Below are 24953 nucleotides of genomic sequence, written 5' to 3' on the forward strand. Positions count from 1 at the left end.
GGTTAGGGTTTAGCGATAAGTGTTTATCCGTTTAAATCCTAACAGTTAATCGTTGACTGTTAACCCCTAATCGCTAACCGCTAACCGCTAATTACTAATTACTAATCTCTAATCGCTAACCCCTAATCCCTTACTCACATGCGCATCAAATTCTACTTTTTCATCCTCGCATTGCTTCTGCTTGGCATGGGCGGGGCTTTGATATACCTGTGGGGCGGGACGCACTCCATACATCTGTACGTTGCCGAAGGGGGCATCGCACTTATACTCGTCTATCTGCTGGTATTCTACCGTAAGATTGTAAAGCCGATGAGCACGATAGGGAGCGGTATGGAGCTGCTGCGTGAGCAGGATTTCAGCAGCCGGCTCAGCCTGGTGGGGCAGTACGAAGCCGACCGTATCGTGAACATCTTCAACCGTATGATGGAGCAGCTCAAGAACGAGCGTTTGCGCATGCGCGAGCAGAACCATTTTCTCGACCTGCTGATTCAGGCGTCGCCTATGGGACTCGTCATCATGACGCTGGACGGCGAGGTGTCGCAGCTCAACCCTATGGCGGTAAAGATGCTGGGTATCCGCCGGGAAGATGCACAGGGTAGGCGGCTGGAACATATTGACTCGCCGTTGGCGGAGGAGCTGGCGTCTATCCCCAAGGAGCAAACCTCGGTGGTGCGGCTGAATGATGCGAATATCTACAAATGTACCCACTCCTCGTTTATAGACAGAGGCTTCAAGCATCCTTTCTTTCTGATAGAACGTATGACGGACGAGGTGATGAAAGCCGAGAAGCGTGCATACGGTAAGGTAATCCGCATGATTGCCCACGAGGTGAACAATACGACCGCCGGCATCACCTCTACGCTGGATACGGTGGAGCAGGCGCTCTCTACCGAGGAAGGCATGGAGGATATCTGCGATGTGATGCGCGTGTGTACGGAGCGCTGTTTCTCCATGAGCCGTTTCATCACCCGTTTTGCAGATGTGGTGAAAATTCCCGAATCCACGCTGGCTCCTGTGCGGCTGAACGAGTTGGTATCCATGTGCAAGCGTTTTATGGAGGGGATGTGCAACGACCGCAACATCGCCCTCCGCCTGGAGTGCGACCCGGAGGTGGGTGAGGTACGTCTGGACGCTTCGCTGTTCGAGCAGGTCTTGGTCAATATCATAAAGAATGCCGCCGAAAGCATAGAGAGCGCCGGCGCAGCGGCAAGCAGGCAGGGCGAGATAACGGTAAAGACCATTGCCCCCGCTTCCATAGAAATCGTAGACAATGGTCCTGGAATCAGTAAAGAAACCGAAGCCAAACTTTTCAGCCCCTTCTTTTCCACCAAACCGAACGGGCAGGGAATAGGTCTGGTATTTATCAGGGAAGTGCTGAGCCGCCACGGTTGTACCTTCTCCTTGCGTACGTACAGCGACGGCATGACCCGTTTCCGAATCTTGTTTAGCTGAAAGCGGAGGAAGGCAGTCCGCCTTTACTTCTTCGCCTTTCCCTCTTGGCTTTTCTTCCACTCTGCGGCATATTCATCTAATATGCGTTTGATGCTTTTGCCTATTATAACGTAGTCCTCCTCGTTGAGGTTGGCAAGGGAGGCGCGTATGCTCCATTCCGGACCGTTGAAGCCGCCGCCGTTCAGGAGCACCAGGGAGGTTTCTTTGGCAAGGCGGAACACGACGTTCAGGGGGCTGTACGTCTTTTTAAGGTATTCCACGAACTTGTCTCCGTAGAATTTCTTCGCCCAGACCAGCATGTCGATTTCCGTGTAATAACCCACCCGCAAAGGGTCTTCCAACAGTGTAAAACCGGTATTGTCCCAAAGCGCCTGCAAGCGTCGCCGGATAATTTCCTGCATCTTCTGCTTGTATCTGTTCTCCTTGTCCAGCAGGGCGAAGGCGGCGAACAGACTCATTTGCATCTGCTGCGGCAGCGACAGGCCTGCGGTATGGTTCAGCGCTACCTGGCGGCTGTCCGCCACCATGCGGTCTATGAATTTCAGCTTCTCCGGGTGCAGGGTGAGCGTGGCGTAACGGCGGTCGAGGGCTTCGCGTTTCTCCTTCGGCAGCCGGGACAGTTGCCGGTCGTACACATTGTATTCGTGTAGGGCGATGACGGCGTTGCGCCAGCCGGTAGCGCCGAAGTATTTGGCGAAGGAATATACGCAGAGCGTATTGTACGGTATCTCCGCCATGAACGAGCGGAAATGCGGGCTGAAAGTGCCGTACACATCGTCCGTAATAATCATCAGGTTGGGATTGTCCTCCTTTACGATGTTTACGATGCGCGCCATTGTTTCGGGGCTGAGCGTGTAGCTGGGCGGGTTGCTCGGATTGGTGACGAACAGCGCCTTAATAGCCGGATTTTTCAGCCTGTCTATGTCCTCATCGCTGTATTGCCACAGGTGCAGCCCGTCCTTGTTCATGCGGTTGGCGTGCAGCTCGGTTACATTGAACCGGTAGCGGCTTAACTGCGGTATCTCTATGTAGGGCGTAAAGGCGGGAACCATGAGGGCGATGCCGTCGCCCTGGTTCAGCAGGAAATTCTCCTGCAAAGAGTCGAATATGTAGCACATGGCGGCCGTTCCGCCTTCGGTGGCAAAGAGGTCGAAGGCGCCGCGGGGCGGACGGTTGTCGCACATTTCCTGGTTCAGATAGTCGCGTACCAGTATCTCGGTGAAGTGCAGGATGCGGTCGGGTACGGGATACTGGTTACCGATAACGCTTTCCGCCCATTCATGGACAAGGCTGTCGGGGTCTGCGGCATGCTGCATCAGCATGTAGTTGTAGGTTTGTTCCAGCAGCTTGGCTCCCGGCTGGTAGGTGTTGCTTTTGAGGAATTGCTCGAAGCGGGCGGCGATGCCCTGCTTGGTAGGAGTTCCGGCAATGCCTTCGGGGAGGAACATAACGTGGCGGCATTCTTCCAGCCCGAACCTGCCCAACAGGAAAAATGCTTCGCGCGGGGTGGTTGCAATCCAGTTGGGATTACCGCGTCCGGCATTCAGCATGCTGCGGGCGGTCTTTTTCAGGCTTTCGTCTGCCATGTCGATAAGGCGGTTTTTCAGCTCGAAAGGGCTGATATTCTCCATTTTCTTTTCTAAAAGTTTTGTATCCATATAATCTGAAGTTTTTAAGTTTTCTTTATTCTGAAAATAGGTTTTTTTTGTTCTGAAAATAAGTTTTCTTTATTCCGGAAATAAGTTCTTTTTATTCCGGAAATAAGTTTTCTTTGTTCTGAAAATAAGTTCTTTTTGTTCTGATAATAAATTCTCTTTATTCTGAAAATAAGTTCTCTTTGTTCTGATAATAAATTCTCTTTATTCTGATAAATTGTTGCACGTCTGTCATTCCTAAGGCTGAAAGCCTTTTATAATACAGCCCGGGGTAACACCCCGGGGGATAAATGTCCTCAGCATTCTGCGCCCTGTAAGGGCAAAATCTTTGAATATTATCTTTTGCCCTTACAGGGCGCAATGTTAGTCATATTCACATTCCCGGGGTGTTACCCCGGGCTGTATGATAAAAGCCTTTCAGGCTTAGAATTTGTCAAATCATACTTTGCTACGTTGAATGACAGATACTCTTGATATAAATTAAATTTTAACACTTGCTTATTCACTAACATTTACTTATTCACTAACACTTGCTTATTCACTAACAATTACTTATTCACTAATACTTATGCTGAGAATGATTCATGTGCTGAGAATGATTCATGCAATAGCTGAAAACTATTCGTACAACAACCGGGTTGTTTTCTTACGACAGCTGTTGATTTATCATACAACAGCTGTGAAGTTATCTTACAACAACTTTTGTAAGATTAGATTGCATTGCTTTGCAGGTCAGTTCCCTAATTACAGGCTGTTGATTTAGAGTGTCTTGGCACGTTAAATCAGCAGGACAATAACCACACCCCATATAATGAGTAAAGTGTTGCCCACGGCATACGTCACCGTATAGCCCAGTGCCGGCGTTTCGCTTTCTACGGCATCCTGTATGGCTCCGAGCGCTGCCGTGGTGGTTCTTGCACCTGCGCAACACCCCAGGGCGATAGCCGGATGAAACTTGAATAAATACCTTGCCAGCAGCAGCCCGATAATCAGGGGGAGGGTAGTGGCAGCCGCGCCTACCAGGAACAGGCTGACCCCTACGTCGTGGAAACCCTGTACGAAACTGGGACCTGCCGATATGCCTACCACGGCGATGAACATATTCAGCCCTACGTTATTCAATACCCACTGCGACGGTTCGGGAATACGCCCGAAGGTAGGATGCTTGCTGCGCAGCCAGCCGAAGAACAGCCCTGCTATCAGTGCCCCGCCACTGGTGCTCAGGCTTATCGGCACGCCGCCGATATGGACGGACAATGCACCGAACAACCCGCCCACGAGGATACCCAACCCTACGAAAATCATGTCCGTCTGGTTGGTGGGGCGGTCTGCATAGCCCAGGCGCTTGGCGGCGGCATCTACCTCCTGGCGGGTTCCCACTATCTCTACGACGTCGCCGGCATCTACCACGGTCTGCGCCATAACGGGAATGTCGATGCCCGTACGCTTGATGCTGCGGATACTGACGCCGTGCATGAATTTCTCGCTGCGGATTGCCGAAACGGTTTTGCCGGCAAAGGTCTTTTTGGTTATCATGACCGGCAGTCTCTCCGCCGGGAAGTCGAGCAGTTGCGGGTCTACTACTTCGGGTCCTATCCAGTCTTCCTCGCCGATAACGTACTCCCGGCGTCCGCTCAGTACGACTTCGTCGCCAGTTTCCAGTTGCACGTTGGGGCCGACCTCACGGATAGCGCCCGCTTTGCGTATCCGTTCTACGAACAGGCGCTTGCCTTGTTGCTGGAAGTGCATTTCGAGGTCTATCACCCGTTTCCCGTTCCCGAACCACTCGTTCTCGATGCGGTAGGCGCGGAAGGTTACGGGACGTGCGGCGTGCATGAAGCCCGGTTCGTCTGCCTGCGAGTTACCCATTCGGGCTTCCATGTCCTTGCAGGCGGCTTTCACCTTGTCCAGCCCGCCCAGCATCTTCGGACCTATGGACGAGAGTACCCAGGCGGAGCCGGCAGTACCGAAGATGTAGGTCACGGCGTACGACACCGGGATGATGTTGGCGTAACTCTGCCGTTGTGCCTCGTCCAACTCCATATTGGCCATGGTGTCTTCCGCCACGCCGATAACGGCGGATATGGTTTGCGAGCCGGCAAGCAGCCCTGCCGCTTCTCCCATATTGTATCCCATGAGGAGGGAGAGCAGCCAGGTTACTCCTAGGATAGACAGGCACATCAGCACCGCGAATGCTACCTGCGGCAGCCCGTCTTTTTTCAGCCCGCGGAAAAACTGGGGACCTACCTTGTAGCCTACGGCAAAGAGGAACAGGAGGAAAAATACCGATTTGATAGGGCCGGGCACGGCGATATTCAGTTGTCCCACCACCACGCCTACCAATAGTACGCTGGTAACGGTTCCCAGGCTGAATTTGCCGATGCGTAGCTTGCCCAGCCAAAATCCCAGGAAGATTGTGAGGAAAATAGCTAATTCGGGACGCTCCCTAAGTTGGTTGAAAATCCATTCCATAATTAAAAATTTAGGTCATTCGTATGTTTTTTGCAAGTTGCTTTCGCTATACAACGGGTTTTAACGGGAAGTGTTTTAAATAAAAGTGGTTTTTTAGAACATTTATTCCGTAAAACCGGACTTTCGGAAAAAGTTTTCTTCCGTACCTTTGCGCACTGAATGATAGAAGGGTAAGGTATGAGGTTGTTTATTAGGCTGTTTCTGCTGTTGCAGGCGATTGCCGTGCCTTTGCGGGCGCAGTATGTGGTGCAGGGCGTTGTCACTGATTCGCTGACGCGGGAGCCGTTGCCATACACCTCGGTCTACCTGAAAGGGACTACGGAAGGGGGGATGACGGACGACAAGGGAGCCTTTTCCTTCAAGACTTATCGTGCGGAAGCCCGGCTGGTAGTCTCGGCTGTGGGCTATAACGAATATACCCGGCTGATTCACCCGGCGCGCAGGGAGCGTATAAGGGTGGCGCTTGCCCCCACTGCCTATGCGTTGAACGAGGTGGTGGTGAAACCCAAGCGCGAGCGTTACAGGAAGAAAGACAATCCGGCGGTGGAGTTCGTGCGGCAGATGATAGAGCACCGGGACGATTTCTCGCCGGACGAGCACGACTACTGGCAACGCGAGCGTTACGAGAAAATGACGTTCGCCATTAATAACTTCGACAGCGTGAAGCAGCAGAAATGGCTGTACCGCAAATTCAAGTTCCTCACCGATTATGTGGATACTTCCGCCGTCACCGGAAAACCGGTGCTGGCGGTGTCTAACCGCGAGCTGCTGGCTACGGACTATTACCGCCGGTCGCCCCGTAGCGAGAGGCAGTGGGTAAAGGCGCGCCGGCAGGCGGGTGTGGACGAGATGCTATCCCAGCAGGGCATGGAGCAGGCTATCAGCGTCACCATGACAGATGTGGATATTTACCGGAACAATATAACGCTGTTCACCAATAAGTTCGTCAGCCCGCTTTCTTCCATAGGCCCTTCGTTCTACAAATACTACCTCATGGATACGCTGACCGTGGCGGGGAAGCCTTGCGTAGACCTTACTTTCGTACCTTTCAACTCCGAGTCGTTCGGCTTTACGGGGCATCTGTACGTGATGCTGGACAGCACGTATTTCGTACGCCGCGTGGTGATGAACTTCCCCCGGAAAATCAACCTGAACTTTGTGGATTACATGAAGATAGAGCAGAACTTCGACCGTGCGGACGACGGCACGAGGCAGCTTACCGACGAAAGCATCACGACGGAATTCAAGCTGGTGGATAACAGTGACGGTATTTATGCCAAGCGCGATGTTTACTACCGGAATTATGCCTACGGGGCTACCGATGATGCTTTGCAGGCGTTCCGGAGGCCGGAGAAGGTTATCGAGGGCATGGAGGCTTCCGCCCGTTCCGATGCTTACTGGGATGCCAACCGGTTTGTGGAGGTGAGCCGGAAGGAGACTTCCGTAGATAAGATGATGACGCAGTTGCGCAGTTATCCGGTTTATTACTGGACGGAGAAGGTGTTGAAGGTGCTGTTCACGGGGTATATCCCCGCTCCTAAAGAGAAAGAGCCTTTGTTCTATATCGGCATGATGAATACCACTGTTAGCGGTAATACGCTGGAAGGGCTGCGCGTACGTGCCGGCGGCATGACGACGGCGTGGCTCAATCCCCATTGGTTCGGCAGGGGGTATGCCGCTTACGGTTTCCGCGACGAGCGGGTGAAGGGGCTGGCGGAGTTGGAATATTCTTTCCATAGGAAAAAGGAGTATGCCAACGAATTTCCCATTCACTCGCTGAAGCTCCGTTACTTGTCCGACGTCAACCAGTACGGGCAGCATTACCTTTACACCAGCCAGGACAATGTGTTCCTTGCCTTGAAACGCCAGAAGGACGACCGCATCGGCTATCAGCGGAAAGCGGAGCTGACGTACACCAACGAGTTCCATTCGGGCTTTTCTTTCCAGTTGACCACACGTCTGCGGAAAGACGAGTCTTCGCATCTTATCCCTTTCATCAGGCAGGATGCGGACAGGACGTTCGTAAAGAGTATTTCTACCAGCGAGCTGGAGCTGAAATTGCGTTACGCCCCTAACGAGAAGTTCTTCCAGACGCAGTGGAACCGTTTCCCGGTGTCGCTGGATGCCCCGGTATTTACGCTGACACATACAATGGCTGCCAAGGGGGTGCTGGGCGGAGACTACACCTATCATTACACGGAGGCGGGCTTCCAGAAACGTTTCTGGTTTTCGGCTTTCGGCTACACGGATGTTATCCTGAAGGCGGGCAAGGTGTGGAATAAGGTTCCTTTTCCGTTGCTTATCATTCCCAACGCCAACTTGTCTTACACTATTCAGCCGGAGTCTTACTCGCTGATGAATGCCATGGAGTTTATGAACGACGAATATGCTTCGTGGGACGTGACTTATTTCCTGAACGGTTTTCTCTTCAACCGCATTCCGTTGTTGAAGAAACTGAAATGGCGCGAGGTATTGTCCTGCCGGGGCATTTACGGAAACCTGAGCGACAAGAACAACCCGGAACTCAGCGGAGGGCTGTTCGCTTTTCCGGCAGGAAGCACCACCATGGGGCATACTCCGTATGTGGAAGCGGGGGTGGGTATCGAGAATATCCTGAAGGTGCTCCGGGTGGATTATGTGTGGCGTTTGACGTACCGGAATTTACCGAATACAGATAAATCCGGGCTCAGAATTAGCCTGCACATGACATTTTAACTTAAATCTTACTAACAGAACATTAAATCGGATAAAATGACTAATCTCAATTGGGTAAAATACCCTAAATTTGAGCAATTTTTTAAACTCTAAATAATAACAATGGCAATGAAAGAAAACATTAAGCCGGCAACCGGACGTTTGGGTGTACTGGTAGTCGGAGTGGGTGGTGCGGTTGCAACCACTATGATTACAGGTACATTAGCTGCCCGTAAGGGTTTGGCAAAAGCTATAGGCTCAATCACACAAATGGCTACTATGCGTATGCAGGACGGCAAGGAACACCTTATCAAGGATGTAGTGCCCTTGGCCGATTTGAACGATATCGTTTTTGGCGGTTGGGATATTTTTGCGGACGATGCATACGAAGCTGCGGTGTATGCGGAGGTGCTGAAGGAAAAAGACCTGAATCTCGTGAAAGACGAGTTGCAGGCTATCAAGCCCATGCCTGCCGCTTTCGACCATAATTTTGCAAAGCGTCTGAACGGTACGCACATCAAGAATGCCGCTACGCGTTGGGATATGGTGGAACAGTTGCGCAACGATATCCGTACTTTCAAGGCAGAGAACAACTGCGACCGTATCGTCGTGCTGTGGGCTGCAAGTACCGAGATTTACGTTCCCCTGGCCGATGAGCACAAATCGCTCGCCGCACTGGAGAAAGCTATGAAGGACAACAACACGGAGGTTATCTCTCCGAGCATGTGCTACGCTTATGCCGCCATTGCCGAGGGTGCTCCGTTCATCATGGGCGCTCCCAACCTGTGCGTGGATACTCCTGCCATGTGGGAATTCTCGCAGAAAATGAATGTACCCATTGCCGGTAAGGACTTCAAGAGCGGACAGACGCTGATGAAAACCGTGCTTGCCCCGATGTTCAAGACGCGTATGCTGGGTGTGAGCGGTTGGTTCTCTACCAATATCCTGGGCAACCGCGACGGCGAGGTGCTCGACCAGCCGGAAAACTTCAAGACCAAGGAGGTCAGCAAGCTGTCCGTTATCGACAATATCTTCGAACCCGAAAAATTCCCCGACCTCTACGGCGATGTGTACCACAAGGTACGTATCAACTATTACCCGCCGCGCAAGGACAACAAGGAGGCATGGGACAATATCGACATCTTCGGTTGGATGGGTTATCCTATGGAAATCAAGGTTAACTTCCTGTGCCGCGACTCTATCCTGGCTGCTCCTATCGCCCTCGACCTGGTTATCTTCAGCGACCTCGCCCTGCGTGCGGGCATGTGCGGCATCCAGACCTGGCTGTCGTTCTTCTGCAAGAGCCCGATGCACGACTTCGATCACCAGCCGGTACACGACCTGTTCCAGCAGTGGAGAATGGTGAAGGAAACGCTCCGCAACATGGTGGGTGAAACCGCACCGAGTTATCTGGACTAAAATAAAACGGTGGTAAGGTTATAAAAGTGATAAGGTGATAGGGTGATAAACAAGTTTCGTTTCGGGATTTTATCACTCTACTGCCTTATCACTTTTGTCGCCTTACCGCTTTATTGCATTATCACTTTTTTATCAATGAAGAAACCCTCTTTTTTCCCGGTTCTCATCGGTACGGGCTTCGGTTCGGGCTTTTCTCCTTTCGCTCCGGGCACAGCGGGCGCTTTGCTGGCTGCGCTTATCTGGTTCGGATTGTCTTTCATCGTTTCGGCTGCATGCCTGGTATGGCTGACGGCGGCTTTTATCCTCTTGTTTACGGTAATGGGGGTATGGGCTACGAACCGTCTCGAACCTTATTGGGGCGAAGACCCCTCGCGCGTGGTAGTGGACGAAATGGTGGGGGTATGGATTGCTCTGCTTGCCGCACCGTCGGGAAACGTATGGTATGCACTGGGGGCGTTCGCTCTTTTCCGCCTGTTCGACATCTTCAAGCCGCTGGGTATCCGGCGCATGGAAAGTTTTCCCGGAGGATTGGGCGTGATGCTGGATGATATTCTGGCGGGAATTTATAGCTTTGTAGTCTTAATCGGAATAAGATGGCTGATAGGCTGAGGAAGGAAACTACGGGATTTGCAGGCTGGCGCCATGCTGTTTGGGTCTTTGCCAAGGCCCAGCTTTCGTCGTATGTGGCAAGCTTGGCCGACTTCTTCGTAACCATTCTGTTAGTTAAATTATCCGGACTTTTTTATTTGTATGCTACTTTCTTGGGCTCCGTGGCTGGCGGCATGGTGAATTGCGCTATTAACTACGGGTGGGTATTCCATGCGGACGACTGCAAGAAAACGCACGTTGCGCTGAAGTATCTTTTTGTCTGGGGAGGTAGTATTTTATTGAATACATGGGGCACATTCGCCCTGACCGAGTGGCTGACCGGTATGCACTGGGTAGACGGGTTGCTGGGACATTACATCGACGATGTGTTTATCTTGTCCAAGGTTGTCGTGGCAGTCCTGGTGGCGTTTTTCTGGAATTACCAGTTGCAACGGGTCTTCGTGTACCGCAATCATAACTTCAGGAAATTTATACGACAATATTTTAGGGACTAAAACGAACTGATATGAATTATAGGGATTGGCTGCAACAGTTGATTTACAAGATTATAAATCCTGTTATACACGGCATGATTAGGATAGGCATTACGCCTAATTTCATTACTACTACCGGACTGGTGCTGAACATCGCGGCTGCATGCGTATTCGTGTATGCGGGCATGTACAAGCCGGGCGAGCTCGCCTATGTGGGCTGGGGAGGAGGAATCGTTCTCTTTGCCGGCCTGTTCGATATGATGGACGGACGTGTGGCGCGGGTAGGCAATATGTCTTCCACTTTTGGGGCGTTGTACGACTCCGTGCTCGACCGTTACAGCGAAATGGTTACCTTGTTCGGCATATTTTATTATCTGATTTTGCAGGGGTATCTGTGGGGGTCGATGATTACTTTTATCGCACTGGTGGGTTCGCTTATGGTGAGCTATGTGCGTGCACGCGCCGAGGGGCTGGGGCTGGAGTGCAAGGTAGGTTTCATGCAGCGTCCCGAACGGGTGGTGCTTACCAGTCTCGGCGCTTTGTTCTGCGGTGTTTTCGGAGACTGCACGGCGTTCGACCCCATGCTGATACTGGTCGTCCCTATGGCTGTGATAGCCGTTCTCGCCAATTTGACGGCATTTGCACGCATCGCGCATTGCCATAAACTATTAAAGAAACAATAATGAGAAAAGATATATTCCCTTCCGTGAGGGAGGCTGTGCCCGTCCTTGCCATTACGGTAGTGTTCTTGTTGCTGACGGCAGCCTGTATCGGCTTGCGTGCGGAGCATCTTTTGATGACGGGCTTGTTCCTGGCGCTGTTCTTTGCCGGCAAAACAACCCGTAAGCTGGCGGTGGCGCTGCTTCCTTTCATCATTTTCGGCATTTCTTACGACTGGATGCGGGTGTATCCCAATTATCAGGTAAATCCTATCGACGTGCAGGGGCTGTACGAGGCGGAGAAGTCGTTGTTCGGCATCCCAGTGGACGGCACGACGCTGATACCTTGCGAGTATTTCGCACGGAACCACTGTGCGGCAGGTGATTTCCTTGCGGGCATATTCTACCTTTGCTGGGTTCCCGTGCCTATCGCATTCGGCTTGTGGCTTTACCTGAAAGGCGAGCGTAAGCTGTATCTTCGCTTCGCTATGGTCTTTCTGCTGGTAAACCTTATCGGCTTTGCCGGGTATTATATTCATCCGGCAGCACCGCCCTGGTATGCCATGAACTATGGTTTCGAGCCGGTTCTCGATACCCCGGGCAATGTAGCGGGGCTGGGACGTTTCGACGAGTTGCTGGGGTGTTCCGTTTTCCACTCCATTTACGGGCGTAATGCCAATGTTTTCGCTGCCGTGCCTTCGCTGCATGCGGCTTACATGGTCGTAGCCCTGGCGTATGCCGTTATAGGGCGTTGCAGGAAATGGTTGATTGCTTTGTTTGCCGTAATCATGGTAGGTATCTGGTGGACGGCCGTCTATTCCGGGCATCATTACCTGATTGACGTCATGCTGGGTATCGGCTGTGCCTTGCTGGGTATCCTGGTGTTCGAGAAAGGACTGATGAAGTGGGGGGCGTTCGGGCGTTTCTTCGGGAGGTACAGCCGGTATGTGGAATGATAATTCGGAGCAGGGCTATACCTTTGGCGGATAGCCTTCTGTTTTCTCCCGGCTTATGCCGGGCAGGCTGTGTTTAGCAATCTGGAATATGGAATACTATGGATATTAAGTTTTTGAATATAACGAAAAAGGAATTTCTGAGCACGAAGTTGCTTCATAGATATATGCCATTGGAGTATGCGCTTAAAACATTGAATAACAAACAACTGTGGTTCTCGAATCCGGTAACGTGGAAAGACCCGTTCGAAAAAAAGTTTATCGAAGCGCGTTATAACGATAACGGGAAAGAAACCGATTTCATTTGGAAAGACCAGGTGTTTTGTATCTGCATGACCCAGACCCTGACAAGCGAGGCTTATTGGAATACTTATACCCACCAGCAGATAGGTATCGAATTCAGGATAGAAAGAATGAAATTGCTGGATGAGCTGCGGAGATATACCCGGCAATACGATATATACATAGGAAAAGTGGAGTATATGAGGATTGCGGATATCGAACGGGAGCTCGGTAAAATCCCGTTCCAAGCTCCTGTTCCCAAAATCAAAAGTCCTGAATGGTATGCGCGGCTGTTGTTGCTCAAACGAATTGCATACAAGTATGAGGATGAAATCCGTATTATAATCGTCAAGAAGAACAAGACGAAGGAGCTGGGTATAAACCTGGACTATCAGTGCAGGAACACGGAGCTTATTCGCTCTATCTTATTAGCCCCTTCTGTCGGTAAGGATACGACCGATTTGTTGAAAGAGGTGTTCGAGGGCAAATATGGTTTTACCCCTCTTTTCGACTCCAGAGGTCGTAAGAAGCCCAGGGTATTGAAGTCGCAGCTTTATACGGAGCAGAAGCCTCGGAGATTGACATTTTAAGTCGCTGAATTTTCATTTATAAACGAATGTAATATGAATAATTTTGTCTTTTACAGCCCTACCGAATTTGTGTTCGGCAAGGCGGCGGAAATGCAGGTCGGCACTTTGGCGCACAAGTATGGCGCGCGGAAGGCGATGATTGTGTACGGCGGCGGTTCTGTGGTGCGGAGCGGCTTGCTGGACAGGGTAAGGCAGTCTTTGCAGGAAGCCGGCATCCGGTATTGTGAAATGGGCGGCGTACAGCCTAACCCGGTGGACACGAAAGTGTACGAGGGTATCGGGATATGCCGTCGCGAGCAGGTGGATTTCCTGCTTCCCGTAGGAGGCGGTTCCGTTATCGATACGGCAAAGGCGATTGCGGCCGGTGTGCCTTACGAGGGCGATTTCTGGGATTTCTTCATCGGCAAGGCAAAGGTGGCGAAGGCTCTGAAAGTTGCCGTTGTCCTGACTATTCCCGCTGCGGGCAGCGAGGGTTCGGGCAACTCGGTAATTACGAAAGTGGATACCCTGCAAAAGCTTAGCTTACGCGTGCCGGAGCTGTTGCGCCCTGTTTTCTCCATTATGAATCCCGAACTGACTTATACACTGCCGCCTTTCCAAACGGCTTGCGGCATCGCCGATATGATGGTGCATATCATGGAGCGTTATTTCACCAATACGCAGGATGTGGAAATCAGCGACCGCCTTTGCGAAGGCACGTTGACGGCTATCATCAAGGAGGCTTACCGTATCAGGCAGAACCCGCTGGATTATGGTGCACGTGCCAATATCATGTGGTGCGGCACTATCGCCCATAACGGGACTTGCGGCGTGGGATGCGAGGAGGACTGGGCTTCGCACTTCCTGGAACACGAGGTCAGTGCCGTTTACGGTGTTACGCACGGTGCGGGGTTATCGGTTATCGTGCCGGCATGGATGACGTTCGTTACGGCGCATAATCCGAAGAAGATTGCCCAATTTGCCAACCGCATTTTCGGTATTCCTCAGTCGGAAGACCTTGAAGAGACGGCTTTGGCGGGAATTGTCCGTTTGAAGCATTTTTTCCGGTATATGGGATTGCCGGTGAGCTTTAAGGAACTGGGTATAGAAAATCCCGATATAGACCGCCTGGCAGACAGCCTGCACCGTAATAAGGGAGAGTTTGTAGGCAACTATGTGAAGCTGGCTAAGCAGGACAGTAAAGAGATTTACCGCCTGGCATTATGATAATGAATAATAAAGAAGGGGCTGTGCCGGGAGCTCACCGCAGATTTGCACGGATTTTCACAGATTGAATTTGAATAATCCATTATCGATATAGATAATCTGTGAAAACCCGGGTAATCTGTGATGAACTCAGCACAACCCCTTCTTTTATTTGATTTCGAATTCTTCCTTCATATCAATCTCTTCCCCTTGCGGGTCGTAGAAGATATATTCCAGGAATGCTAATTTCTGGTTGGGAATAATCTTGATACCGAATCCGTATTTCATCTGCCATTTGCGTTTCAGGGAAATAACTCCCTGGTTGACGTAGGCGGCGATATACGGGTGGATGTGTAACGAGAATTTCTTTATCTTCAGTTTGTTGACAAGATAATCAATTTTACTCTCTAAGGTGTCCGTAAAGAGGATGGACGATTTAATGGTTCCTTTGCCGAAGCAGGTAGGACAGGTTTCCGTAGTGTTTACATCCATTGCCGGACGTACCCGCTGACGCGTTATCTGCATCAGTCCGAATTTACTGAGCGGCAAGATGTTGTGGCGTGCCCTGTCTTTCTGCATATTGGCGCACATGCGTTCGTAAAGCTTTTGTCGGTTTTCGGCTTCATTCATGTCGATGAAATCCACCACGATGATACCACCCATGTCCCTCAGCCGTAGCTGGCGTGCCAGCTCGTCGGCTGCACCCAGGTTCACTTCCAGCGCATTGGCTTCCTGTCCGTTGGCGTTCTTGGTGCGGTTGCCGCTGTTCACGTCTACTACGTGGAGCGCCTCGGTGTGTTCGATAATCAGGTATGCCCCGCTCTTGTACGAAACGGTTTTGCCGAATGACGACTTGATTTGCTTGGTGATACCGAAATTGTCGTAAATGGGAAGCTGTCCTTTGTACAGTTTTACGATTCCTGCCCGGTCAGGGGCGATGAGTGTTACGTAATCCTTGATTTCGTTGAATACAGCTTCGTTGTTCACGTAGATGTTTTCGAAAGAAGGATTGAACAAGTCGCGCAACAGTCCTACGGCGCGGCTGGTTTCTTCGTAAATCAGTGTCGGATACTTGGTTGCCTTTTGTACTTTGGTAATGGCTTCTTCCCAATGCTTCAGTAATACTTTAAGCTCTCCGTCGAGCTCGGCCACACGTTTCCCCTCGGCAACGGTGCGGACGATGACACCGAAATTTTTCGGCTTGATACTCATCAGCAGTTGCTTGAGACGGGCGCGTTCTTCGCTCGATTTAATTTTTTGCGATACGGAAACCTTATCGTTGAAAGGGATTAGCACAAGGTATCTTCCGGCAAAGGAAAGTTCGGAAGTCAGGCGCGGCCCTTTGGTCGAGATAGGCTCCTTTACGATTTGCACCACTACTTCTTGTCCTACCTTGAGTGTGTTGGATACGGTTCCGTCCTTTTCGAGGTCGGGAAGTATGGTTGCCTTGGTAATTGGATTAAGCTTCTTTTTGTCGCTTAAAGTTTGCTTTACGTATTTTTCTAACGAGTTAAATTGAGGACCTAAGTCCAGGTAATGAAGAAAAGCGTCTTTCTCGTAACCCACGTCCACGAAGCAGGCATTCAGGCCGGGCATCAGTTTTTTGACGCGCCCCAAATACATATTGCCCACAGAGAAGGAAATGTTTCTTCCCTCGCTCTGAAGTTCCACCAGGCTCTTGTCTTCAATCAGGGCTATGGAGACTTCTTTGGGCTGTACGTCTACAACGAGTTCGCTTGTCACAATAGTTTGCTTTTACATTTTAGTTATACAGATATTTTCTGTTTGGATTTACCGGTAAACCACTCTCGGATATTGGTGGCAAACCGGTTTGTTACTTAAACAAAGAACAAACCCGCGAGACAATTTAGCTTCACAAGTTTGTTCTTTATTTTGTCCTTCAGACTAAAAATTACTTTTTGCTTTTATGTCTGTTCTTTCTTAGTCTTTTTTTACGCTTGTGCGTTGACATTTTATGTCTTTTTTTCTTCTTTCCGCTTGGCATAGCTTCAAAATTTTATGGGTTAATACTAAATTGTTTATTATTTTTTCACAGCAATGGTGAATGTCTTAGCGGGTTTAAATGCCGGAATGTTGTGTTCCGGAATAATGATAGTAGTGTTTTTAGAGATGTTGCGAGCTGTTTTCTGAGCTCTTTTCTTCACTACAAAGCTACCAAACCCACGGAGATAAACATTTTCATCTTTTGATAAAGATGCCTTCACTGCGTCCATGAACGCTTCAACGGTTGTAAGTACTGTGACTTTGTCAATTCCGGTGTTCTTTGTAATCTCGTTTACAATATCAGCTTTAGTCATTTTTCTTAAAAAATATTATTACTATAATTTTCTAATTTTTTGGACTGCAAATATATAGCTTTTTGGCGGCTCTAAAAAATATATTCTGGACATTTTTTGAAAAAAGTCTAAGCATTAAGCTTTGTTAGACTGAAAATCCGTACTTTTGTTCTTCCGGAAAGGGAAGATGATTTTTCTTTGAACACGTAACCTGGTATGAATATATTAACAAAAACCTTGCTGGACTGGTATGCGGACAACAAACGCGATTTGCCGTGGAGGGATACTGCCGACCCTTACCGGATATGGATTTCCGAAATCATCCTGCAACAGACGAGAGTGGCGCAGGGGTATGAATACTTCCTTCGTTTTATCCACCGTTTCCCTGATGTGGCAGCTCTGGCGTCGGCATCGGAAGAGGAGGTACTGAAATACTGGCAGGGGCTGGGATATTACTCCCGCGCCCGTAACCTGCATGCCGCCGCCCGAAGCATGAACGGCAGGTTTCCGGAAACTTACCGGGAGGTACGGGCTTTGAAGGGAGTGGGAGATTATACGGCTGCCGCCATTTGCTCCATTGCCTACGATATGCCGTATGCGGTGGTAGACGGCAATGTGTACCGCGTACTTTCCCGTTATTGGGGCATCGACACTCCTATCGACTCTGCGGAAGGCAAGAAACTCTTTGCGGCTTTGGCGGGCGAGATGCTCGATAAATCCCGGCCGGCAGCTTACAACCAGGCGATTATGGATTTTGGAGCTATCCAGTGTACGCCGCAGTCTCCTGATTGCATGTCTTGCCCGCTTGCCGGGAGTTGTACCGCCTTGTCGAAAGGGCTGGTAATGCAGCTTCCCGTAAAACGTCATAAGACAAAAACATCCGACCGCTATTTCAATTATATATATGTACGCATGGGCGCGTGTACCTTTATACATAAGCGGACGGGTGAGGATATATGGAAAAACCTGTTCGAATTGCCGCTGGTCGAAACGGACAGGGATTTGCCCGAAGAGGAATTTCTGGCATCGGCTCCTTTCCGTGCGCTGTTTGCGGAGGGGGAGACGCCGGTGGTACATTCCGTATTCCGTAATGTAAGGCATGTGCTGTCCCACAGGGTCATTCATACTAATTTTTATGAGGTGGTGCTGCCCGAAAATTCCCGCTCGTTTTCCGGCTATCAGCGTATTGCAGCGGAAGATTTGGAGCGCTATCCGGTGTCCCGTTTGGTACATGCGTTCTTGGAGAAATATGTATAAAAGTTGTCCGTATTCTTGCATCATGTTATTATTCTCGTTAATTTTGGCAGCAGATTTTAAAAATGCAGGCTTATGTCGGTAAATAAGGTGATATTGTTAGGAAATGTAGGGCAGCCCCCGAAGGTGACCTATTATGACGGTGGAAACTGTGTGGCGCAGGTATCTTTCGCCACTTCTGAAAAGGGATATACCTTGCAGAACGGAACGCAGATACCCGACCGTACCGAATGGCATAATCTCGTATTCCGCAACCGTCTGGCGGAGATTGTAGACCAATACGTGCATAAAGGAGACAAGCTTTATGTGGAAGGCAAAATCCGTACCCGCTCGTACGACGACCAGACCGGTGCGAAACGTTACATAACGGAAATCTTTGTGGATAACATGGAAATGCTTTCCGCAAAACCCGCGGCATCCGGAACCGCACCGCAGACCGGTATGCCGGGGCAGGCAGGTGCTCCTGTACAACCGGCACAACAGCAGGCCTATCCTGCACAGAATAATCCGACGGACGACTTACCGTTCTAATTGTTTAACTAAAACAAGAACCTTTGGACCCAGACGCTTATTTATGCCAGTTGGCAGATATTTTTAACGGTATAACCGTACTTACTCCTTCTATCCCGGCTATCATAGCCATTGTTCTGGCAGGTACGCTTTTGCTTGCTTCCGGTTTTGCCTCGGCATCCGAAATCGCTTTTTTTTCACTCTCTCCCTCCGATTTGAGCACTATTGAGGAAAGACGGCATCCTTCCGATGAAAAAATCAGTAAACTGCTGGATGATACGGAACGGCTGCTGGCTACGATATTGATTACGAACAATTTCGTGAACGTAACGATAATCATGCTCTGCAACTACTTCTTCATGAACGTGTTCCGGTTCCATTCGGCTATTGCGGAGTTTCTTATCCTGACGGTCGTCCTGACTTTCCTGCTGCTGCTTTTCGGCGAGATTATGCCGAAGATTTATTCGGCGCAGAAAACACTGGTGTTTTGCCGTTTTGCCGCCCCCGGCATTATGGCATGCCGTTCCGTGTTCTACCCGCTCTCGTCGGTACTGGTGCATTCTACCTCGTTTCTCAACAGGCATTTTGTGCGTAAGAACCATAACATCTCGGTGGACGAGCTGTCGCATGCGCTGGAGCTGACGGATAAGACGGAGCTTTCGGAGGAGAACAATATCCTGGAAGGCATCATCCGCTTTGGCGGTGAAACGGCTAAGGAAGTAATGACATCGCGCTTGGATGTGGTAGACCTGGAGATTAGGACGCCCTTCAAGGACGTGCTGAAATGTATCGTGGAGAATGCGTATTCGCGTATTCCGGTTTATGCGGAGACGCGCGATAATATAAAAGGGGTGCTTTACATCAAAGACCTGCTTCCGCACCTGAACAAAGGGGATAATTTTCGCTGGCAGTCGCTGATTCGTCCAGCATATTTCGTTCCGGAAACCAAGATGATTGACGACTTGCTCCGCGACTTCCAGGCGAATAAGATTCATATCGCCATTGTGGTGGATGAATTCGGAGGGACGTCGGGCATCGTTACCATGGAAGACATTATCGAGGAGATTGTAGGCGAGATACGCGATGAATACGATGATGAGGAGCGGACTTATGCCGTGCTCAACGAGCATACATGGGTGTTCGAGGCAAAAACGCAGTTAACGGACTTCTACAAAATAACCAAGATAGACGAGGAAACTTTCGATGAAGTGGCCGGCGATGCCGATACCCTGGCAGGGCTCTTGCTGGAGCTGAAAGGAGAGTTTCCGGCACTCCACGAGAAGGTGACGTACGGCCGTTACGAGTTCGAGGTGCTCGAAATGGATAACCGCCGTATCCTGAAGGTAAAGTTTACCGTCAATGAGCCGGCAGGGGAGGTTGCCGGAGAGGAGAAGTAATGCCTGTATTCAAGCAATATATCGGGGAATCCTGCCGGTGGGGCGTATGGAGAGTAAGCGAAACGTTGGAAGAACTGCTTGCCCTGCTTCCCCGGAAAGAAAAGTACCGGGCGGCTGCCCGGCAGTTTGCGGCCGATGCGCGCCGGTTGGAATGGCTGGCTGTCCGTGTGCTGCTGTATAAGATGCTCGGCGAAGAGAAGGAAATCTGTTACCATACCGGTGGAAAGCCTTATCTGGCGGACGGCTCCGCTTCTATCAGCATATCGCATACCAAAGGCTATGTGGCCGTTATATTGGGCATGCCCGGGAGGGAGGTGGGCATCGATATCGAATATTATGGCGAGCGGGTGAGGAAGGTGGCACACAGATTTATGCGCGGGGATGAGAAAACCACTTTATTCCGGAATACGGAAACCTGGTCGTTGCTGCTTCATTGGTCTGCAAAAGAAACCATGTTTAAATGTATGAATGCCTCCGGCGTCGATTTCCGGGAACATCTGCGTATATTGCCTTTCACTGTTGACGAACAAGGAGTATTCTCCGCCGAGGAATACCGCACGGCGGAGAAACGGAATTTTAGCATTCACTACTACTTGTTTCCGGATTTTGTCTTGACATTAAGCCTGTAACATACTTATAGCCTTTCCAGTTGTACCGTAAAGTGGCGCATCAATGGAGCTTCCCAGGCAATGCGTACTCCCCGCGTGATAGTTCCGCGCCTGTCGTACACGTTCTTTAGCGCAGCGGCTATTACGTTCATGTGGTTGTCGGTATATACGCGGCGCGGAATGGCAAGGCGGAGCAGGTCTAACCCGTTGAAACGGTTCTCGCGGGTCACGGGGTCGCGGTCGGCAAGCAGATAGCCTATTTCGCATCCGCGTATGCCGGCTTCCAGGTACAGCTCTACGGTCAGTGTCTGGGCGGGAAATTCTTCTTTGGGAACATGCGTCAATACCTTAGGGGCGTCTACAAAGATAGCATGCCCGCCGGCAGGACGCTGGTAGGGTATTCCGTATTCGTCCAACTTCCTTGCCAGGTATTCTACCTGGCGGATGCGGGTTTCGAGGTTGTCGAACTCCGTGTTTTCATCCAGACCGACGGCAAGTGCGTTCATGTCGCGGCCGTTCATGCCGCCGTAGGTGAGATAACCCTCGAACTGTACGCAAAATCCCTTCGCCCCTTCGTACCAGTCCTGGCGGCGGGTCGCGATAAATCCGCCCATGTTTACGATGCCGTCTTTCTTGGCACTCATCGTCATACCGTCTGCAAGCGCAAACATTTCCCGGGTGATTTCTTTGATACTCTTGTCGCGGTAACCTTCCTCGCGCGTCTTGATGAAATAGGCGTTTTCGGCAAAGCGGGCGGAGTCGAACAGGACGGGCTTGCCGTATCTGTCGGCGATGCTCCGGACTTCGCGCAGGTTTTGCATGGATACGGGTTGTCCGCCTGCGGTGTTGTTGGTAACGGTCACGATGATGAACGGTATCCGGTCACCGTACTCCTGCAACGCCTTTTCCAGCTTGGCGGGGTCTACATTCCCTTTGAACGGTATTTCCAGTTGCGTTTGCCTGGCTTCGTCTATCGTGCAGTCCAGCGCTGTCGCTTTCCGGCCTTCTATATGCCCTTTGGTGGTGTCGAAATGGGAGTTCCCCGGTACGATGTCTCCTTCGTGCACCAGGTAGGAGAACAATACGTTTTCGGCAGCACGCCCCTGGTGTGTGGGGATGATGTATTCGAAACCGGTGAGGCGGGTGATGACTTCTTTTAACTTGAAGAAGGAAGAAGCGCCGGCATAGCTTTCATCTCCGAGCATCATGCCGGCCCATTGCCGGTCGCTCATGGCTCCTGTTCCCGAGTCGGTGATGAGGTCGATGTATACTTGTTCGGATTTGAGTTGAAAAACGTTGTAATGGGCTTCTTTCAGCCATTGTTCGCGTTCCTGGCGGGTGCTTTTGCGGATAGGTTCCACCATTTTGATTTTCCATGCCTCGGCAAATGGTAATTCCATAGCTTATTTATTTAGAAGTTTGACAATAAGTCAGCGCGTAAAACCGCCGGCTCTGTTTTTAAACGCCTAATATAGTGAGTTTATATGTAATGGGCAATCTTTTTGTGACTTTTTGAAAAAATGAATGTCCGGACGAATCACTTCGGCCGGACATTACTTAAATAAACTTGGCAGAGTTTATTCTCTTTTACTTTCTTTGAAAGAGTTTGGATGAATGAAATGATTGGACGAAGTATCCGGTTCATTAGACTCAACGCTTTTTCCTCGAAAGCAATGATAAGATAGTGCATGGCAGGTCTTCTGACTTGTTTCTGTTACGGGCTGCCTTCCCGGAAGCAGGCTCCCAGTGGCATGGAGAGAGTTGTTGCCTGTAACATTATGCGAAACTTACAGCAGCGGGACTGTCCAGGACTTGCACCTGATTCCCTTTTAATCGCCCTCCCCGAAAGAAGGAGGGCAAACCAATGCATCGCAAAGATAATGAAAAAAGTAATAAACAAGAATGAATGAAAGAAATTATTTCTCCTTTGCCAGCGTAAAAACGAACTCCAGTCCGCCCCCCTGGTTGTTCTTGGCGGAGATTGTTCCGCCGTGGATGATAACGGCATTTTTCACGATAGCAAGTCCCAGCCCTGTTCCGCCTAATTTTCGCGACCGCCCTTTATCTACCCGGTAAAAGCGCTCGAACAGACGGTTCAAGTGCTCCGGCGGTACGCCCACTCCCGTATCTGCGAAACTGAAATAATAGAAATTCTCGTCTTCGCGGAAACAGTCGATGTCGATACGGATATCGGTTCCGGCATAAGCTATGGCATTGTCCATGAGGTTCCGGAATATGGAGTAGAGCAACGAGTAGTTGCCCCTTAGCTGTATTTTCGGTTTCAGGCTGTTGGTTACGGCGATATGCTTCTCCTCCAGTTCCAAAGATACTTCATTGATTATGTTGGCGACAAGCGTGCTGATGTCCACCTTCTCCATATCAATCATATTGGTTGCCTCGTCCATGCGCGTCAGTACGGAAATGTCCCGTAGCAGGCGGCTCAAGCGGTTGCTTTGGGCATAACACCGTTCGAGGAAGGTCTGCACCTTGTCGTGGGGTATATTCTCGTTGTTGACGATAGTTTCCAGATAGCCCTGGATACTGCTTACGGGAGTTTTCAGCTCGTGGGCGATGTTCTGCGTGAGCTGCCGTTTCAAACGTACCTGTTCTTCTTCCAGTGTGATGTCGTTAATGGAAATCTCGAAGCTCGAGTCCTGGAAGATGATACATTCTACGATGAATATGCGCCCGTTTTTATTGATATTAATGGAGAGCCGCTTTTCTTCTTTGTACGAAGGCCGCCTTTGCGCCTTGCTGATGAAGTCGGTGATTTTCTGGAATTCGCAGATAGAGAATATCTCCTCGGTGGTCTGTAGGTTGGAGTCGGAAATCAGGTTGCTGTATTGGGTGAAAAGGTTGTTGACCAGGATTTCCTTTTTGTCTTTGGTAAAGACCCCCAAGCCCTCACGGGAAGTTTGCAGGTGGGTGATGAGCTTTTCGCGTTCGATATAGAGCGCCTCTTTGGTTTCGCGCAGGCGCTTGTATATCTGTATGATGTGCTGCGATATTTCGCCGAGCTCATTGTGCGGAAAGGCGGACTGTATGTCGGTTTCCACCGGTTCGTTCTTGTCGGCGCGTTTGGCGAACTCGCGCAGGTGGTTGATTGCCGTACCCAGTTTGGAGGTGAATTTGTAGAAAACGAATATCAGGAGCAAGGTAACGGTAACCGTGAACCAGATATAGTGCGAATCGGCGGCCAGGCTGTTTATGAGGTCTACATTGTAGGGCAACGCCGAGCGGATGATGTAATCCCGGTAAAGGGTCGCCGAGTAGAAGTAGGGGATACCGGTCGTTTCGGAGGTACGCCTCAGGTCGTACCCTTTGCCGTCCTTTAGCGCTTTCTGGATTTCGAGACGCCCGATGTGGTTGCCGAATGACTCTTGGGGAGTTTTATTGTAGCTGTCGTACAGTACGTCCCCGTGCAGGTTTATAATGGTAACGCGCAGCGCTTCGTTCGTTTCTTTGGCGGTATATTCGTCCAGGACAGATATACGCAGGCTGTCGGGTATGTTTCGCAGTTCCTGATGCAGGCGTTCGTTGTAATCCTGGAGTTGCGTATCGAGCAACTCCGCCTTGTATTCCTTTTCCCGCTGGTACTGGTAAGCGATAAAGCAGGCTGCAAATACAAGGAATAACGAGATGACCGAAAGGAACAACTTCCGGCTGAATGACAGGAAATGCCTGTCGTTGTCAGGCTTCGAAACAGTATCCATATCCTAAACGGGTTACAATACATTTACCATATGCCCCTATCTTCTTGCGCAAGCGGGTGATGTTTACGTCTATGGTACGGTCTAATACATATACCTCGTCGCTCCAGATGCGGCTTAAGATGTCCTCACGGGAAAATACGCGCCCCTTGTTTTGCAACAGCAGCAGGAGTATCTCGAATTCTTTCTTGGTGAGCGGCGCTTCTTCCCCGTCTATGCAGACTTTCTTCTTGACAATGTCCAGCACCAGCGACTGGTAAACGATTTGCTCGGGCATGCGTCCCGTCTCTCCCTGTTGCGTACGGCGTAACACGGCTTTGATACGCGCCGCCACTTCGCGCAGGGAGAAAGGTTTGGATATATAATCATCCGCTCCCAGGTTGAATCCGGTTACCGTATCGTTTTCAGTGTCTTTGGCGGTGATGAATATAATCGGAATCTTGGCAGTCTTTTCCTCCTTTTTCAGCATGCTTGCCATTTTAAATCCGGAGATTTCGCCCATCATCACATCCAGCAATAATAAGTTGTAGGCACTGATATCCATTTTCAAGGCTTCTTCGGCAGAATTTGCCGTATCTACCTCGTAGCCTTCGTTCTCAAGATTGAACTTTAAGATTTCGCATAAATCTTCTTCGTCGTCTACTACTAAAATCCGGTATTCGTTCATTGTCTTTTCTATTATTGTAATGAGAGACATATGGCATCTCTATTACAAAGTTAAACTTTATTTCTTT

20 protein-coding genes and 1 riboswitch are annotated in these 24953 nt (G+C 50.2%); of the genes, 13 read left to right on the forward strand and 7 right to left on the reverse strand.

Annotated elements, in window-relative coordinates; genetic code table 11:
• The first annotated feature begins 138 nt into the window (after positions 1–138).
• A complete protein-coding gene (locus C233_RS0114545; RefSeq protein ID WP_018668307.1) occupies positions 139–1452 on the forward strand; it encodes a sensor histidine kinase in 1314 nt (437 codons plus the stop codon).
• A gap of 23 nt (positions 1453–1475) precedes the next feature.
• Here C233_RS0114545 and C233_RS0114550 read toward each other — a convergent pair whose 3' ends face one another.
• Positions 1476–3110 carry a bifunctional aspartate transaminase/aspartate 4-decarboxylase gene (locus tag C233_RS0114550; RefSeq protein WP_018668308.1) on the reverse strand — a complete coding sequence of 545 codons (1635 nt, stop codon included), beginning with the start codon at positions 3108–3110 and terminating at the stop codon, positions 1476–1478.
• Between the two features lie 774 nt (positions 3111–3884).
• Entirely contained in the window at positions 3885–5579 is a 1695-nt protein-coding gene (gene aspT, locus C233_RS0114555) for an aspartate-alanine antiporter (protein WP_018668309.1), read from the reverse strand.
• Positions 5580–5756: 177 nt separating this feature from the next.
• Between aspT and C233_RS0114560 the strand changes: the two genes are divergently transcribed.
• From C233_RS0114560 to C233_RS0114595, 8 genes are all read left to right on the forward strand, one after another.
• Positions 5757–8294, forward strand: a complete 2538-nt coding sequence (locus C233_RS0114560; protein WP_018668310.1) for a DUF5686 and carboxypeptidase-like regulatory domain-containing protein — start codon at positions 5757–5759, stop codon at positions 8292–8294.
• 108 nt (positions 8295–8402) lie between these two features.
• Positions 8403–9692 (forward strand): inositol-3-phosphate synthase, encoded by a 1290-nt coding sequence (locus tag C233_RS0114565; RefSeq protein WP_026314873.1) that lies wholly within the window; start codon positions 8403–8405, stop codon positions 9690–9692.
• Between the two features lie 135 nt (positions 9693–9827).
• Complete coding sequence (locus C233_RS0114570; RefSeq protein ID WP_018668312.1) at positions 9828–10301, forward strand: phosphatidylglycerophosphatase A family protein; 474 nt, start codon at positions 9828–9830, stop codon at positions 10299–10301.
• On the forward strand, positions 10286–10795 hold the full coding sequence (locus C233_RS0114575; protein WP_018668313.1) for a GtrA family protein: 510 nt from the start codon (positions 10286–10288) through the stop codon (positions 10793–10795). Before C233_RS0114570 ends, C233_RS0114575 begins: the two co-directional genes overlap by 16 nt.
• A gap of 11 nt (positions 10796–10806) precedes the next feature.
• Positions 10807–11457: a CDP-alcohol phosphatidyltransferase family protein gene (locus tag C233_RS0114580; protein ID WP_018668314.1), complete on the forward strand. Its 651-nt coding sequence runs from the start codon at positions 10807–10809 to the stop codon at positions 11455–11457.
• Entirely contained in the window at positions 11457–12389 is a 933-nt protein-coding gene (locus tag C233_RS0114585) for a phosphoinositol dihydroceramide synthase (protein ID WP_018668315.1), read from the forward strand. The genes C233_RS0114580 and C233_RS0114585 overlap by 1 nt, the downstream gene beginning before the upstream one ends.
• A 98-nt stretch (positions 12390–12487) precedes the next feature.
• Complete coding sequence (locus tag C233_RS0114590) at positions 12488–13258, forward strand: hypothetical protein (RefSeq protein WP_018668316.1); 771 nt, start codon at positions 12488–12490, stop codon at positions 13256–13258.
• 33 nt (positions 13259–13291) lie between these two features.
• Entirely contained in the window at positions 13292–14464 is a 1173-nt protein-coding gene (locus tag C233_RS0114595) for an iron-containing alcohol dehydrogenase (protein ID WP_018668317.1), read from the forward strand.
• 147 nt (positions 14465–14611) lie between these two features.
• Here the strand turns inward: C233_RS0114595 and C233_RS0114600 are convergent, their stop codons facing one another.
• Both C233_RS0114600 and C233_RS0114605 read right to left on the reverse strand, forming a co-directional pair.
• Positions 14612–16186 (reverse strand): Rne/Rng family ribonuclease, encoded by a 1575-nt coding sequence (locus tag C233_RS0114600; RefSeq protein WP_018668318.1) that lies wholly within the window; start codon positions 16184–16186, stop codon positions 14612–14614.
• 299 nt (positions 16187–16485) lie between these two features.
• Positions 16486–16761 carry an HU family DNA-binding protein gene (locus C233_RS0114605; RefSeq protein WP_004290360.1) on the reverse strand — a complete coding sequence of 92 codons (276 nt, stop codon included), beginning with the start codon at positions 16759–16761 and terminating at the stop codon, positions 16486–16488.
• A 195-nt stretch (positions 16762–16956) separates the two neighbouring features.
• Here C233_RS0114605 and mutY point away from each other — a divergent pair, with 195 nt between their 5' ends.
• The 4 genes from mutY (at position 16957) to C233_RS0114625 (ending at position 20530) form a co-directional block, all read left to right on the forward strand.
• Entirely contained in the window at positions 16957–17997 is a 1041-nt protein-coding gene (gene mutY, locus C233_RS0114610; RefSeq protein ID WP_018668319.1) for an A/G-specific adenine glycosylase, read from the forward strand.
• A 72-nt stretch (positions 17998–18069) separates the two neighbouring features.
• Positions 18070–18525: a single-stranded DNA-binding protein gene (locus C233_RS0114615; protein ID WP_018668320.1), complete on the forward strand. Its 456-nt coding sequence runs from the start codon at positions 18070–18072 to the stop codon at positions 18523–18525.
• A 23-nt stretch (positions 18526–18548) separates the two neighbouring features.
• Positions 18549–19901 (forward strand): gliding motility-associated protein GldE, encoded by a 1353-nt coding sequence (gene gldE / locus C233_RS0114620; RefSeq protein WP_025068938.1) that lies wholly within the window; start codon positions 18549–18551, stop codon positions 19899–19901.
• Positions 19901–20530, forward strand: coding sequence for a 4'-phosphopantetheinyl transferase family protein (locus tag C233_RS0114625; protein WP_018668322.1), 630 nt, complete (start codon positions 19901–19903; stop codon positions 20528–20530). Before gldE ends, C233_RS0114625 begins: the two co-directional genes overlap by 1 nt.
• 5 nt (positions 20531–20535) lie before the next feature.
• On the opposite strand, the gene tnaA is transcribed toward C233_RS0114625, so the two are convergent.
• The 3 genes from tnaA to C233_RS0114650 form a co-directional block, all read right to left on the reverse strand.
• A complete protein-coding gene (gene tnaA, locus C233_RS0114630; RefSeq protein WP_018668323.1) occupies positions 20536–21909 on the reverse strand; it encodes a tryptophanase TnaA in 1374 nt (457 codons plus the stop codon).
• A 273-nt stretch (positions 21910–22182) separates the two neighbouring features.
• A riboswitch (cobalamin riboswitch) is annotated at positions 22183–22391 on the reverse strand.
• A gap of 34 nt (positions 22392–22425) precedes the next feature.
• Entirely contained in the window at positions 22426–24222 is a 1797-nt protein-coding gene (locus tag C233_RS0114645) for a sensor histidine kinase (protein WP_018668326.1), read from the reverse strand.
• Complete coding sequence (locus C233_RS0114650; protein ID WP_025068939.1) at positions 24200–24886, reverse strand: response regulator transcription factor; 687 nt, start codon at positions 24884–24886, stop codon at positions 24200–24202. The genes C233_RS0114645 and C233_RS0114650 overlap by 23 nt, the downstream gene beginning before the upstream one ends.
• Positions 24887–24953 lie beyond the last annotated feature (67 nt).

It is taken from the genome of Bacteroides gallinarum DSM 18171 = JCM 13658 (assembly GCF_000374365.1).
GTDB lineage: Bacteria > Bacteroidota > Bacteroidia > Bacteroidales > Bacteroidaceae > Bacteroides > Bacteroides gallinarum.

Excerpts from the sequence above, each read along its gene's own strand:
- C233_RS0114570 (WP_018668312.1), top strand. The coding sequence starts at position 9,828 with ATGAAGAAACCCTCTTTTTTCCCGGTTCTCATCGGTACGGGCTTCGGT.
- C233_RS0114575 (WP_018668313.1), top strand. The coding sequence starts at position 10,286 with ATGGCTGATAGGCTGAGGAAGGAAACTACGGGATTTGCAGGCTGGCGC.
- tnaA (WP_018668323.1), bottom strand. The coding sequence starts at position 21,909 with ATGGAATTACCATTTGCCGAGGCATGGAAAATCAAAATGGTGGAACCT.
- C233_RS0114585 (WP_018668315.1), top strand. The coding sequence starts at position 11,457 with ATGAGAAAAGATATATTCCCTTCCGTGAGGGAGGCTGTGCCCGTCCTT.
- C233_RS0114545 (WP_018668307.1), top strand. The coding sequence starts at position 139 with ATGCGCATCAAATTCTACTTTTTCATCCTCGCATTGCTTCTGCTTGGC.
- C233_RS0114550 (WP_018668308.1), bottom strand. The coding sequence starts at position 3,110 with ATGGATACAAAACTTTTAGAAAAGAAAATGGAGAATATCAGCCCTTTC.
- C233_RS0114595 (WP_018668317.1), top strand. The coding sequence starts at position 13,292 with ATGAATAATTTTGTCTTTTACAGCCCTACCGAATTTGTGTTCGGCAAG.
- C233_RS0114590 (WP_018668316.1), top strand. The coding sequence starts at position 12,488 with ATGGATATTAAGTTTTTGAATATAACGAAAAAGGAATTTCTGAGCACG.
- C233_RS0114580 (WP_018668314.1), top strand. The coding sequence starts at position 10,807 with ATGAATTATAGGGATTGGCTGCAACAGTTGATTTACAAGATTATAAAT.
- C233_RS0114625 (WP_018668322.1), top strand. The coding sequence starts at position 19,901 with ATGCCTGTATTCAAGCAATATATCGGGGAATCCTGCCGGTGGGGCGTA.
- C233_RS0114615 (WP_018668320.1), top strand. The coding sequence starts at position 18,070 with ATGTCGGTAAATAAGGTGATATTGTTAGGAAATGTAGGGCAGCCCCCG.
- C233_RS0114650 (WP_025068939.1), bottom strand. The coding sequence starts at position 24,886 with ATGAACGAATACCGGATTTTAGTAGTAGACGACGAAGAAGATTTATGC.
- C233_RS0114605 (WP_004290360.1), bottom strand. The coding sequence starts at position 16,761 with ATGACTAAAGCTGATATTGTAAACGAGATTACAAAGAACACCGGAATT.
- C233_RS0114565 (WP_026314873.1), top strand. The coding sequence starts at position 8,403 with ATGAAAGAAAACATTAAGCCGGCAACCGGACGTTTGGGTGTACTGGTA.
- aspT (WP_018668309.1), bottom strand. The coding sequence starts at position 5,579 with ATGGAATGGATTTTCAACCAACTTAGGGAGCGTCCCGAATTAGCTATT.
- C233_RS0114645 (WP_018668326.1), bottom strand. The coding sequence starts at position 24,222 with ATGGATACTGTTTCGAAGCCTGACAACGACAGGCATTTCCTGTCATTC.
- mutY (WP_018668319.1), top strand. The coding sequence starts at position 16,957 with ATGAATATATTAACAAAAACCTTGCTGGACTGGTATGCGGACAACAAA.
- C233_RS0114560 (WP_018668310.1), top strand. The coding sequence starts at position 5,757 with ATGAGGTTGTTTATTAGGCTGTTTCTGCTGTTGCAGGCGATTGCCGTG.